Source organism: Pseudomonas sp. F(2018) (assembly GCF_005508865.1).
In the GTDB taxonomy this organism is placed as follows: Bacteria; Pseudomonadota; Gammaproteobacteria; order Pseudomonadales; family Pseudomonadaceae; genus Aquipseudomonas.
Genome location: NZ_SCOM01000001.1, coordinates 900,741 through 914,714, shown reverse-complemented (window position 1 = coordinate 914,714; position 13,974 = coordinate 900,741). Strand labels below are relative to the sequence as shown.

Sequence of the window (13,974 nt, the reverse complement as noted above, 5' to 3'; positions counted from 1 at the left end):
ATGTCCCTGTTGAAACAGCTGTTTCTCGCCATCTGCCTGTTCCTCGTGGTGGCCTTCACCGGCAGCTTTATCGCCGGCGTGGAGACCTCGCGCGAACAGCTGCTCAGCCAGTTGCGCTCGCATGCCCAGGACGCCGCCACCGCGCTGGGCCTGTCGATGACGCCACACGTGGACGACCCGGCGATGATCGAGCTGATGGTCAGCTCGATCTTCGACAGCGGCTACTTCGCCACCATCCGCGTGGTGCGCATTCCCGGCGAGGAAGTGATAGTCGAGCGGCGCACCACCACCACCTCGGACAAGGTGCCCGCCTGGTTCGTCGACCTGGTCGACCTCGATCCGCAGGGCGGCGATGCGCTGATCATGCGCGGCTGGGAACAGGCGGCGCGGGTCGAGGTGCTCAGCCATCCGCAATTCGCCCTGGCCAAGCTGTGGGACAGCGCCATCGGCAGCTTGCTCTGGCTGCTGCTGTGCGGCGTGATCAGCGCCATCCTCGGCGGCTGGCTGCTACGCACCCAGCTGCGCCCGCTGGACAACATGGTCAGCCAGGCCCAGGCCATCACCCGTCGCGAATTCCTCACCCTGCCCCGCGTGCCGCGCACCCCCGAGCTCAAGCGCGTGGTGCTGGCGATGAACCAGATGGTCGAGAAGCTCAAGCAGCTGTTCGCCGAGGAAGCCGCGCGCAGCGAGAAGCTGCGCGAAGAGGCCTACCAGGACAGCCTCACCGGCCTGGCCAACCGCCGCCTGTTCGAGATCAAGCTGGCCAACCAGTTGGCGGTGACCGAGCAGAACGCCTCGGGCTACCTGATGTTCCTGCGCGTGAACGATCTCGGCGGCCTCAACCAGCGCATGGGCGGCCAGCGTACCGACTCGCTGATCTACAGCATCGGTGAACTGCTCAAGCGCTTGCTGGAGCAGCGCGGCGCGCCGGACTGGCTGGCCTCGCGCAGCCGCGGCGGCGAGTTCACCCTGCTCGCCCCGGGCCTGGTCGCCGAGGATGCCGACCGCCTTGCCCAGGAACTGGCGGACGGGCTGGAGAGCCTGCGCCAGACCGGCGCCAGCGATTGTACGCCCGTGGCGCACCTGGGCATCGCCGCGTTCCGCCCCGGCGAGGAAGTGGCCAATGTGATCGGCCGCGCCGACCAGGCCCTGGCCCAGGCGCAGAGCAATGCGGGCAAGTCCTGGGAGCGCCTGGACGACTTCCAGACCACCAATGGCCAGGGCCTGCACGACTGGCGGCGCTGGATCGACGATGCGCTCAGCCAGAGCATGCTGCAGCTGTACTTCCAGCCCGTGGCGGCCTGCGCAGACACCAGCCAGGTGCTGCATCAGAAGGTCCTGGCGCGCCTGCTCGACCCGCAGGGCGAGGCCGTGGCCGCCGGCCGCTTCCTGCCGTGGATCGAACGCCTGGGCTGGGCCGCACGCTTCGACCTGGCCATGCTCGAGCACAGCCTGGCGCACCTGGCCAAGTACCCGCAGCCACTCGCCCTCAGCCTGTCCGCCGCCACGCTGCGCGACGCCAAAAGCCTCGGCAAGCTGATCGAGGTACTCAGGGAACACCCGCAACAGGGCGAACTCATGACCCTGGAACTGGACGAACGCTACCTACCACCACCGGCAGAGCTGGAAACACTCAGCCAGCAGGTGCGCGAGGCTGGCTACCACCTGGGCCTGCAGCACTTCGGCGGGCGCTTCAGCCTGATCGGCAACCTGACCCACCTGGGCCTGGCATACCTGAAGATCGACGGCAGCTACATCCGCGCCATCGACAAGGAAGACGACAAGCGCATGTTCATCGAGGCGATCTTCCGCGCCACCAACAGCATCGATCTGCCACTGATCGCCGAGATGGTGGAAACCGAAGGCGAGTTGAGTGTGCTCAAGGAATTGGGTATCTATGGCGCGATGGGCCGCCTGGTAGGCGCACCGGCGCCCTGGAAGACGGAGTAACGGTCAGGAGAACCAAGGAGTATTCACCTGGGGCCAAGGCACCGGGCGAATGCTTGAATGCCTCGCGATCGACTCCCTGGGCTCGAGGTACAGACAACCACGCGCAGTAACCGAGGATCAGAGCAACTGGTGCTCTTCGTCACCCAGCAAACCGCTGAGACCCTCGATCTCGGCACGGGTGACCGCACGCCGATCCAGCTTGCGCCGGGCCGCCTCTGGTAGATCGGTGTAGCGGATCAAGCCCTTCGCCACCAATACGCCCACCACGTCTTCCAGCACCCGGACCAGCTCCAGGTCCGACTCCTGCAGGCTGGCCAGACGCCCACGCACTTCTTCTCGAGTCGACAGCCAGCTGTGCAGTTCCTCGCTCTCGACTGCCAGCGTCTCCGTCATTCCCTCGAACGGATCATGCTCCACCCGCAGCAACCGCCCCTCGGCATCCCTTTGCACGTACACCATGTGGCTTCCTCCAGGCATAAAAAGGCCCGCTACCCCGGAAGGGTAGCGGGCCTATGGCTATGTCACCAATCAAGCGACTTGCAGAGCATTGTCCCCCAGCAGCCCGTTGATCACCGTTGCGGTGTCGGCGCCCGCCGAGATGATGCCGCCACCGCCAGGAGTGACGCCATACTCGGCTGCCACGTTGAAGCCAGTCAGCTCGATGGTCGTGGTCGTTGCTCCACCCGCCGTCGGACTCACGGAGATAACCGTGCTGTTATCCACCACCGAGAAGTGGAGGAAGTCATCCAACGAACCGGCGTTATAGGTCTCGCCGACCAGCAGCTGAGTAAGATCCAGCTTGTCGCCTTCACTTGGCTTGAAGTCCAGGACCTTGTCGGCGCCCGTGGTATCGGCAGCCTGCCAACGGAAGACATCTGCTCCGACACCGCCGGCCAGTATGTCGTTACCCAGGCCACCGATGATGAGGTCATTTCCCGTACCGCCGGAAAGTACATCGTTACCGGCCAGGCCACTGAGCGTGTCGTTGCCTCCGTTACCGAACAGGTAGTCGGCCTGGGCGGTGCCCACCAGGTTGTCGATACCGGCGCCGCCGTCCACCGACAGCGAGTCAGGCACCAACCTCGCCTTCAACGTGCTGGAGACACTGTCGCCATCACTGTCGATGCCGACAATGTTGTGCGACAGGTTGATCGGCTGCCCGGTAGAGGCCTGATCGTATTCGAAGAAGCCCAGTTTGAAGGGCTCGCCATCGTCTGCATCATCCCCTTCGATCACCACCGCGCTGAAGGCGCTGGTGGTGCTGACCTCGTACCACCATCCCTCTTCCATACCGGATATCCGGATCGAGTTGCCCAGGTCATCCAGATCGACCAACCCAGTCTTGTCCACTTCCACACCACTTTCGATGGCATAGACGCGGATATTGCTGGTGGACAGATTGCGCGTAGTTTCTCCCGAGGCATCGCCAATGAAGTTGTAGTCATCGTCGGCCAGCAATACCGAAACGATCAACGTGGCCGTACCACTACCGCTGGGGCTGACCCAGGCTACTTTCTGGGCAAAACGGTTGGTGGTGTTATGGCTGGTGTAGGTAAAGCCGGTGCCATTGGCCCCACCAGTGGCCAGCCCGTTGACCAGGTCGAGACGCATCCGCTCGCCGTCGTCGAAACGGTTGCCATCGGTGATGCCGATTTCGCTGCTGTTGGTGTTGACGCTCTCACCCGAGGTGGTCGACAGCAGGGCATCGAAGTTGGTGCCCCCCATGTCGATCAGGCCCTTGTAGCGCACATTGCCACCACCGACGCCAGTCAGGTTGGTTGCTGACACCTCGCTACCGTTGGCAATGGGGCCGTAGGTAGTGAGCGTGTAGCTATCCGTCGAGGCATCCATGTCGATGCGATACGCCAAGGTCCCGCCTGCACTGGTCTTCGCCTCGACAATCGACTGATCGCTGCCGTAGAACAGATACAGCTGCTGACCGTTCATGCTCAGCAGATTACCGCTGGCATCCCGTGCCGCCGTTCCTTCGACGATGGAGAAGACCACCTGATCGGGGCCATCGGCACCGGCCGAATCCTCGAAGCGCAGGCTTTCGGTGATGAAGCGAGTGTCATTGACCTGGTCGACCAGCACTGCGGTGACCGGCGTGAAGGCGACGGGCACATCGTCCTCGACCTGCACGATGAAGTCGCGAATCAACGGGACGTTGGTTGCCCCTTCCTTGGCCACGATGACGCTGGAGAGGTCCAGGTCCTTCAGCTCCTGATCGTCGCCGTTGGCCGTGGCATGGTCGATCGCACCCAGCAGGTTGAAGGTGTAGCTACCGTTGGCCTGCAGCACCAGGGTGAAGATATTCACCGTACCGGCCTTGGCGGTCAGGGTATCGGAGGTCGGCCCATCGACCACGCTGTAGGTGATGGCCACTCCATCGGCAGTCAGCGCCGGAAGGCCGGCAACGCTACCCAGGCTGAAGGTCACACCGGCGCTGTCTACCACTGCACCCGCCAGAGTGCCCGATACGCTGGTGACGTTGGAGTCCGGATCCGGCAAGCCGTTGGGCAGGCCGTCCTCGTACACGTTGGCAACGATCGGGCTGGTATCCAGAACGTTGATGGTCAGATCGGCACTGGACTTGTCGCCATCCTTGTCGACGATGGTGTAGGTGAACACCTCCTGACTATCGACCAGCACGTCATTTGGCGGTGTATAGCTGTAGGAACCGTTGGCGTTGACCACCAGAGTACCGCCCAGCGGAGTCTCGATCGGGCCGGTAGTGCCGCCCTGTACCAGGAAGGTCACCACATTGCCGACGATGCTGTCGGCCACCCCGATGTAGGCCGACGGATCGGCTGCGACGAAGCTGATCTGGGTCACCGTTACCGGCACATCCGCACCACTGGTGTCGACACCATCCACCGGGTCAACATCGGTCACCATATTGCCCATGGTCGGCTGCGGCACAGTAGCCTGCAGGGTCGCATCGAGGTCATAGGGGTCATCGATCAGGGTGACGGCGTCACCATGATCCTCGACCAGACCAAGCTGCGCGATCGCACCGGCATTGCCGCTGACGCTGAGACCAACCGCATACACCTCGGCGCCGCTGGCATCGATGAAGGATGTCCATCCGGCAGGCACGTTGCCCACATTGGGCTGGCCGTCGGACAGGAAGTACACCCTGTGCTCGTAGTCCGGCAGGTTGACCAGGTCGGCGGTCAACTGATTCTGTGCCAGGACCAGCGGGGCGTTGTAGTTGGTGTTGCCGCCGTCGGTGGCCAAGTTCTGGATGTTGAGCTTGGCCACATCCGGGTCGGTGGTCTGAGGAATCAGCAGGGCACCGGTGGCGAAGTCGATCACCGTGATCGCCAGATCTACGCCAAGGGCGGCATAGCTGTCGATCATGTTGGACAGCGCTTCCTTGGCCAGTTCCAGGCGGTTGGGCGAACCCTGGGTGTTGCCGCCGATCTCGTAAAGCATGCTTCCGGACGTATCCACCACCAGGATCAGATTGAACGGTGGCACCCCGCCTTCGGTCACGCTGATGGTGTTGTCCTTAGCGGTCGGGCTGTCGTCGTCGACGGAGATGCCCAGGCTGCCATTGGCGGTCGAGCCATCATCGTCCTTGACCGTGTAGCTGAAGTTCAGGTTGATATTGTTCTCGTCACTGGTAACCGGAGATACAGGTGCCGAGTGATCCAGCGGCAGCAGCAGTTTGAACTCGTAGGCACCGGTCGCGACATCGGTGACTTTGACGGTGAAGACGGTTGCGCCGCCTCCCGTCTTGGCAGCCGTCAGGGTCAGGCCATCGGAGCTCACCGAGTAGGTCAGCGCGGTGCCACCGGAGGTCAGTGCCAGCAGCCCTCCTGTACTCCAGGTGAAGGCTCCCACGGGTGCCGCACCGTCGGCACCGAAGCTGTAGCCCAGAGTGCCGGTAACCGTGGTATCGGCCCCCGCAGCATCGTTGGGGCCACCGGCTACGCCGTTGGCCAGCCCGTCTTCATCCACCGCGTTGTTCGCCGCACCTCCCGTGGGCTTGGCCGCATCGGTGATGTTGATGGTCAAGCTATCGGTCACGGTGTCCTGGTCGTAGTCACGCACCCGCACCGAGAAGCTCTGGCTGTTGATGACATCCTGATCCAGACCATTGGCGGCCTGGAAGCTCCAGGTGCCGTCGCTGTTGACCCGCAATGTGCCGGTCGCCAGGGCGATATCGGCGTCCAGGTTGTACTCGTTGGCGCCTACCAGCACCTTGATGCTGCCGGCACCGTCGGCGCCATAACCGCTGGTCCAGGTACCGCTGTTGTAGCTGGTGCCCTCGGCCACATTGACCGGTGCATCCGGCAACAGATTCACCGCCGGGCTATCGTCGTCGACGGAAATGCCCAGGCTGCCATTGGCGGTGGAACCGTCATCGTCCTGGACGGTGTAGCCGAAGCTCAGGCCAATGTTGTTTTCATCGCTGCCGGTCGGTGAAACCGGAGCCGGATGATCCAACGGCAGCAGCAGCTTGAACTCGTAGGCACCGGTCGCGACATCGGTGACCTTGACGGTGAAGACGGTTGCGCCGCCTCCCACCTTGGCCGCCGTCAGGGTCAGACCATCGGCGCTCACCGAATAGGTCAGCGCAGTGCCACCGGAGGTCAATGCCGGCAGGCCGGCAGTGCTCCAGGCGAAGGCTCCCACGGGTGCCGCACCATCCGGACCGAAGCTGTAGCCCAGGTTGCCGGTGACAGTGGTATCGGTACCCGCTGCATCATTGGGACCGCCGGTGATGCCGTTGCTCAGCCCTTCTTCGTCTACCGCGTTATTCGCCGTACCTCCCGAGGGTTTGGCCGCATCGGCGATGTTGATGGTCACGCTATCGGTCACGGTGTCCTGGTCGTAGTCACGCACCTGCACCGAGAAGCTCTGGCTGTTGTAGATATCCTGATCCAGGCCATTGGCGGCCTGGAAGCTCCAGGTACCGTTGCTGTTGACCCGCAGAATGCCGGTATCCAGGGCAATGTTGGTATTGAGGCTGTACTCGTTGGCCCCCACCAGCACCTTGGCACTACCGCCGCCGTCGGCACCATAACCGCCGCTCCAGGTACCACTGCTGTAGGTAGTGCCTTCGGCCATATTGACCGGTGTATCCGGCAGCAGATTGACCGCCGGGCTGTCGTCGTCGACGGAAATGCCCAGGCTGCCGTTGGCGGTCGAACCGTCATCGTCCTTGACCGTGTAAGCGAAGCTCAGGTCGATGTTGTTCTCGTCGCTGCCGGTCGGTGAAACCGGGGCCGAGTGATCCAGCGGCTGCAGCAGCTTGAACTCGTAGGCGCCGGTCGAGACGTTGGTGACCTTGACGGTGAAGACGGTTGCGCCGCCCCCAACCTTGGCCGCCGTCAGGGTCAGGCCATCGGCGCTCACCGAATAGGTCAGCGCAGTGCCGCCGGAGGTCAGCGCCGGCAGACCTGCCGTGCTCCAGGTGAAGGCTCCCACAGGTGCCGCACCGTCGGGGCCGAAGCTGTAGCCCAGGTTGCCGGTGACAGTGGTGTCAGTGCCCGCAGCATCATTGGGACCGCCGGCGATGCCATTGGTGAGCCCCTCTTCATCCACCGCATTGCTGGTCTGCCCGCCAGTGGGAGAGCCGGCATCGGTGATGCGGATGGTGAAGCTGTCGGTCGCGGTGTCCTGATCGTAATCACGCACCCGCACCGAGAAGGTCTGGCTGTTGATCACATCCTGATCCAGCCCGCTGCCAGCCTGGAAGCTCCAGGTACCATCGCTGTTGACCCGCAGCGTACCGCTGGCTAGCGAGATGTTGGTATCCAGGTTGTACTCGTTGGGACCTACCAGCACCTTGATGCTGCCGGCGCCATCGCCCCCCATACCATGGGTCCAGGTGCCGTCATAGGTCGAACCTTCAGCCACGCTCGCCGCCGAGTTGGGCAGGATGTCGACCACCGGCACATCGTCCTCGACGTGGATGAGGAAGGCCCCGGCCAGGTCGACCGGGGCGCCACCGGCAGTTTCGGCCTCGAGTACGCTGGCGAAGTTCAGGGTCAGCTGCTCGTTGTCGTCGCCGTTGCCCAACGGATGATCAAGGGCCCGATCCAGAGTGAAGGTGTAGCTACCGCTGGGACCGACCTCCAGGGTGAAGACCGTCGGGCCGGCCGGACCGGCAGTGGCGGTGAGGACGTTGCTGCTGATCGAGTAGACCAGCGCGACGCCACCCGAGGTAGCGCCAGTCAGGCCACCAATACCACCGGCATTGAGGCTGAAGACCGCCGTGTCGGGGCCGACTGCCAGAGAGGCGACACTGCCGCTGACCGAGGCCGTCAGGCCATCGCCATCCGGTATACCGCCGGCAACAGCGTCGTCGGTAACCTTAGCTTCGACCGGACTGCCGTCCTCAACGTAAATGTGCAGGGTGGCAGTAGCCGGGTCGCCATCGTTATCGACGATGGTGTACTCGAAGCTTTCCACCTTGTCGCCGTCGATATCGGCCGCGGCCTGATATGACCACTCACCCGTGTTGAAGTTGAAGGACAGGGTGCCGCCTCCCGGGGTGGCAATGTCGGTCAGCTGTTCACTGCCATCGACCACACCATCCCAGGTGTAGGGCACGCCGTAGATGGTGATCGACTGGATGTAGCCGGGGCCATCGGCGCCATAGGCGTCGTCATCGCCGCCACCGACAGCGTTGTCGCTACCTTCCAGCACATTGCCCTGCACCAGCCCGCCGACCACTTCCTCCAGCAGGGTGTCGACCAGATCGTCGAAGTCCTCCACCCGCAGCGGATCGTTGTTCGGTCCGCCGTCCACGTCGACGTCTTCCAGACGCGGATCGTCGATGTTATCGCCGATGCCGATAGTGGTGACGGTAATGCCATTACTATCGATGAAGGTGTTCCAGGCAGTTGCCACCGGATCGATGATCGACGGGGCGCCACCAGGACCGGTTTGCTCGTTGGGGTTGCCGTCGCTGATGAAGATGACCTGGTTGTTCCAGCCCGGCATCGGGGTATAGGAGGCCATGGTCTGCTCGACCGCATCGGTGAAGTCGGTAAGGCCATCGAGCGGCCGATCACCACCTGGCTCCTGCGGGTTGAGCGAATTCACCAGAGCGGTGAAGTCCGCGATGTTATCGACCGACGCGTAGGGGATCGAGTTCTCGGAGAAGGCCACGATCTGAATCCGGACTTCGCCGCCGGCGGTGTTGAACAGCTCCTGCCCGGCGGTACGCACCGCGTCGAGCATGAGGTTCAGTTCGTTGTCATCGATGCTGCCACTGAAGTCCAGCACGAACACCATGTTGATGTCCGTGGACTCGCCGGCCAGCACGGTAGCGTAGTCATCCTGGGCAATCGGGATGTCGTCCTCGACGTCGATCACGAAGGAGCCATCGGCGAACCCGTCCAACGGATCATCGTCGCCATCGGTGGCCACCAGCACGCCGGAGAAGTCTATCGGGAGCGGCAGCAGTTCGTTGTCACCATCCGGCAATCCTTCCGGAACCGGGTGATCTAGCGGCCCCTGAAGTATGAACTCGTAATTGCCATTACTGGAGACACTGAGCGTGAAGATGGTTTCGCCGCCCGCCGTGGCGGTCAGCAGATTGTTGACCACGACATATTCCAACGGAATGCTGTTTGAGGTCAGGTTCTGTGCCTCCAGCGAGCTGACATCAGTGGACAGACTGAACTGACCGGGGCCGTCGGCGCCGAAATTAACCAGGCTGTTCAGGCTACCGGTGTTGCTGCTGGCAGTGGTGGTCTGCGAGCCACCCTCGTGATTGCCCTCGTGCGGAGCGCCATCAACCAAGGTCAGGGCATCCTCCTGCACAGCGCCGTGCACGCTCGGGCGGTTGCCATCGGCTCCGGTTTGCACCGGCACATCGTCTTCCACGTTGACGGTGAAGCTGCCTTCAGGGAAGCCACCTACCAGTGGATCGCCATCGCCGTCAGTGGCAGCCAACACACCCGAGAAATCAATCGCGGCCCCTTCGCCATCGCTTAGCAGTTCGTCATCGCCGTCCACACCACCTTCCGGCACCGGATGATCGATCGGCCCCAACAGGGTAAAGCTGTAGCTGCCATCGGCACCCACTTCCAGGCTGAACACGTCATAGCTAAGCGAGCCCGAGCCAGCATTCTCGACGTAGCCCACCAGTACGTCGCCATCCATGCGGAACTGCAGCGGCTGCCCGCCCGACTCCAGCCCCTGACTGGTGAGCGACTCCAACGCGGCAGTGGCCGCGTCACTATCGCCACCGATACTGATCAGGCTGAACTCGCCAGGGCCGTCGGCGCCAAATTCCACCAGGGCCCACAAGGTTTCCGGTCCTCCGGAAACGGTCAGGCGCTGGGCCGGGTCAGCGTCCTCACCGACGCCGTCGCCATCCTCGTTATTGCCCTCATAGGGCGCGCCGGTAGTCAGCGCATCGTCGTGGACAGTAGCCTCGACGATGGGCCGCTGATTCTCGCTGCCGGCCAGCCTCGGTACATCGTCTTCGATCTGGATGACCAGCAGTCCGTCGACCGAGTCATCCTGAAACTCGGCAACCGGATCTCCATCGAAATCGGTTGCAGTCAGCACATGGGTGAAGTCGATGCCGAAGAATGTCTCCTCACCATCGCCCTCGTAGGACCAATGCTCGCTGTCGTCACCATTGGCTAACGGATGGTCGATGGGCCCTTGCAACGTGAAGGTGAAGTTGCCATCTGCCTCGACTTGCAGGGTGAAGATCGGGGTGCCACCCGCGTAGGCAACCAGCTCGGTATAAAGCACGCTCGGCGGTACGCCACCGTCGTCGTAGATGGTTACTTCGTAGGTCAGCGGCACGTCGCCAGAGGTCAGCCCGAGCGAGCCGAGTACCTCGTTTGCCGTTTCGGTATCTACCAGGCCAAAAGAGCCGATGCGATCGGCGCCGAAGTCGACTAGGGCACTGAGCGGCGGCACGCCAGGGGTGGTGTGGCTGCTGAAGGTTACGGTCTGATCAGGGTCAGCGTCAGACCCAACCGGATCAGAGTCCTCGTTGTTCCCCTCGTAAGGTGCATCCAGGGCAATTGGAGGGAGTACGAAAAGCTCGACACTATCGTCCGGCGAATCCGGAATCTTGGTAAGGGCGTCTTCCTGCACGGAGCCCCTGATTCCACGGAAGTACTGCCCCTCTCCTTCGCCTTGGAACAAGGTTGGAGTGTCATCGTCCACTACGACATTCAGCATCGCACTGGCGGCATCGCCATCGCTGTCAGTCACGGTGAAGGGAATTTGCAGAAGCAGCTCGTCCTCGGTCCCGGCAATAGGGTGATCCAGCGGCTCGAACAGAGTGAAGGTATAGGTGCCACCAGCGTTGACGACTTCGAATACGTCGACCCGAATGTCTTCGCCTTCTCCTCCTGCGCCGCCCAGGATGTAGAACGCCGTCAGCGTCTGCCCATCGCCACTGATCTCGACCGACAGCACGTGCCCCTGGGACTGAACGGCAAGCAGATTCGGGGCGTTCCAGACAAAACTACCCGGGCCATCCGGACCAAAGCTGTAGTTCAGAGATCCTGAGACCTGACTGGGAGCCGGAGAGTCATCCGGGCCACCAGGATTGCGCTCGGGCAGGCCCGGATCGCCATCCTCATCGACCTCAGCCGAGGCGTCAGCCGCAAAAGGTGCGCCGTCTGGAGCCGGGTCATCGGTAACGATGGGCTCGGGATCGGGGAATTCGGGACCGGTGTTGAGACCCTCGGTAGGAAAGCCGATCACCGGATCCAGCGCGCCGCCTACTTCACCCAGCAGCACAAAGCTGTGGCCACCGCCAACGCCGCCGGCACCACCGGCACCGCCACCACCAGCGCCAGGACCGGCGGCAGTCGCCTCACCAGCCTGGGTCGGGTCCACGCCGGCCTCGATGGCGGCCTGCAGTTGTTCGACGTCAGTGAGATCGCCATCGGTAGGAGCCGCGGGCGCCTCCTCCTGGGGCTGGGCCGTCTGGCCATCGTTGCCAGCCAGCATCTGTTCGTTGAGGCCCAGGCTGCTGTCGCGCCCGAGGGTAAGGACCTCACCGTTGGTGAGGGTGACCGCGACCGCGCCTGCCGCGCCGGTTTCCAATTGCTCGCCGGCATAAACCCGATCGCCTTCGACTAACGGTCGACGCGTTCCATCGCCGGCTACCGCATAGACCTCGCCGACAACCTGGCTGACGACACCAATCAAAGTAGCCATGATCCTTCCTCCGCACTACAGCTGCCGACCACCGTCGACACGTTTCAAAAGGGCCAAATCACCTTCCGAACTCGGGGATTGCGTGCGAAGAAAGTTGAGAAAAGTAGAGCGGCGCAAGTAACCCACTTTGAAATGCGACAAAAAAGTGTCGCCCCAACTGCACCGAACCTACTCCATCAGAAACATTCCCGCCCCTTATGCTCCAAACTGCGCTTGACCATCTGCTTTAACTGCGAAAAGGCCTGAAGGCCCCGTTTTTCGCGGCTTACGGAAGAAACAATGTGCCGTATCTCACACAGTGCATAAGACTTTTTTCTCATAAATCTTGTGACGAATTTTTCTTAGCTACTCTGGAAGATGTTCTTAGCTGTGATGTTACAGGCCTGAAACGCTCTTTCAGGCATAAATCGTCAGTATTTTGGCGACAGGAACCGAGCATATAAATAAGGAGAAAAAACCATGCCCTCACTAAAACCGCTCTACAGTGGCATTTTGCTGGCCATGGCCTGTCTCCAGGCCCAGGCCATGACACTCTCGGAAGCCATCCAGAGCACCATCGACAATCATCCCGAGCTGCATGCCAGCATGAATGATCGTCTGTCTGCGGATGAGGAAGTGAAAATCGCCAAGGGCGGCTATCTACCTACCGTTGATCTGCTTCTCGGCTATGGCCGCGAGCAGACCGACAGCCCGAGCACCCGAGCGCTGGGCGATCACAACAAGGAAACCCTGACTTATAACGACGCCGAACTGCGCCTGCGGCAGATGCTGTTCGACGGCTTCAACACGCCCAACGAGGTGGCGCGCACCAAGTCGGTGGTCGACTCCCGTGCCTACTATGTACAGGGCACCTCCGAGAGCCTGGCCCTGCGTACTGTTGAGGTCTACCTCGAAGTGCTCAAGCGCCGCGAGATGGTGAACCTGGCGCAAAACAACCTGCAGGCTCACCAGCGCATCAATGACCAGATTGGCCTGCGCAGCGAGCGCGGCGTTGGCAGCACCGCCGACCTGGATCAGTCGGTCGCCCGTCTGGCTCTGGCCGAGAACAACCTCTATACCGAGCAGGTCAACCTGGCCGACGCCGAGGCCAACTTCTTCAGTGCCACCGGCCGTATGCCGGACGAGCTGGAGCAGCCCGCCTCGATCAAGGGCGAGATGCCGGAAGACGTTAACGTCGCCCGGCAGACGGTGATGGACAACAATCCCTTCCTCAAGTCCGCCCAGGCCGACGTCAATGCCGCCGAGAAACAGTACGAAGTGGCCAAGGCGCCCTTCTACCCGCGCTTCGACCTCGAACTGGCCACCACTGCCGACGACAACGTGCAAGGCGACGAGGGCCACTACAACACCTGGCGCGCGGCCGTGGTAATGAACTACAACCTATTCAACGGCATGCGCGACAAGGCTCGTCTGCAGTCGGCGGCACATCAGATCAACCAGTCCATGGACATCCGCAACAACGCCTTGCGCGTGGTCAACGAGAACCTCTCGCTGGCCTGGAACGCCATGGAGAACGCCCGCCTGCAGACCCCCAAGGCCCGTGACTATGCGGATTACACCTCGCGCGTGCGTGAGGCCTACCAACAACAGTTCAGTCTCGGCCAGCGCACCCTGCTCGACCTGCTGGACAGCGACAACGAACTCTTCACCGCCAACCGCCGCTACACCGAGGTTCGCTATACCGAAGAGTTCTCCATGTACCGCGTCATCGCAGCCATGGGCGAGCTGTTGAAGAAACAGAACGTCGTAGTCCCGGCCGAAGCTGTAGCCCTCACCGAAGTGAAGAGCGAGGCGCGCCTGCCGGAAATGAAGTAGTCCCGGCGAAGACGTCGCCCGCGCGATAACCGCCGGGCGACCTCTCAGGAG

At 62.3% G+C, this 13,974-nt stretch carries 4 protein-coding genes; 2 read left to right on the top strand and 2 right to left on the bottom strand.

Annotation, left to right across the window (positions count from 1 at the left end; translation table 11 throughout):
- The gene (gene lapD / locus FFS62_RS04460) at nucleotides 1-1,950 is read left to right on the top strand and encodes a cyclic di-GMP receptor LapD (RefSeq protein WP_137971594.1); all 1,950 of its coding nucleotides are present in this window, start codon (nucleotides 1-3) and stop codon (nucleotides 1,948-1,950) included.
- 117 nt (nucleotides 1,951-2,067) lie between these two features.
- On the opposite strand, the gene FFS62_RS04455 is transcribed toward lapD, so the two are convergent.
- Both FFS62_RS04455 and FFS62_RS04450 read right to left on the bottom strand, forming a co-directional pair.
- On the bottom strand, nucleotides 2,068-2,409 hold the full coding sequence (locus FFS62_RS04455) for a tryptophan synthase subunit beta (RefSeq protein ID WP_137971593.1): 342 nt from the start codon (nucleotides 2,407-2,409) through the stop codon (nucleotides 2,068-2,070).
- Between the two features lie 69 nt (nucleotides 2,410-2,478).
- A complete protein-coding gene (locus FFS62_RS04450; protein ID WP_137971592.1) occupies nucleotides 2,479-12,108 on the bottom strand; it encodes a retention module-containing protein in 9,630 nt (3,209 codons plus the stop codon).
- 459 nt (nucleotides 12,109-12,567) lie between these two features.
- On the opposite strand from FFS62_RS04450, the gene FFS62_RS04445 reads away from it, so the two are divergent.
- The gene (locus FFS62_RS04445) at nucleotides 12,568-13,923 is read left to right on the top strand and encodes a TolC family outer membrane protein (protein WP_137971591.1); all 1,356 of its coding nucleotides are present in this window, start codon (nucleotides 12,568-12,570) and stop codon (nucleotides 13,921-13,923) included.
- Nucleotides 13,924-13,974: the final 51 nt, after the last annotated feature.

Coding starts and splice junctions, on each gene's coding strand:
- lapD (WP_137971594.1), top strand. CDS start 1: ATGTCCCTGTTGAAACAGCTGTTTCTCGCCATCTGCCTGTTCCTCGTG.
- FFS62_RS04455 (WP_137971593.1), bottom strand. CDS start 2,409: ATGGTGTACGTGCAAAGGGATGCCGAGGGGCGGTTGCTGCGGGTGGAG.
- FFS62_RS04445 (WP_137971591.1), top strand. CDS start 12,568: ATGCCCTCACTAAAACCGCTCTACAGTGGCATTTTGCTGGCCATGGCC.
- FFS62_RS04450 (WP_137971592.1), bottom strand. CDS start 12,108: ATGGCTACTTTGATTGGTGTCGTCAGCCAGGTTGTCGGCGAGGTCTAT.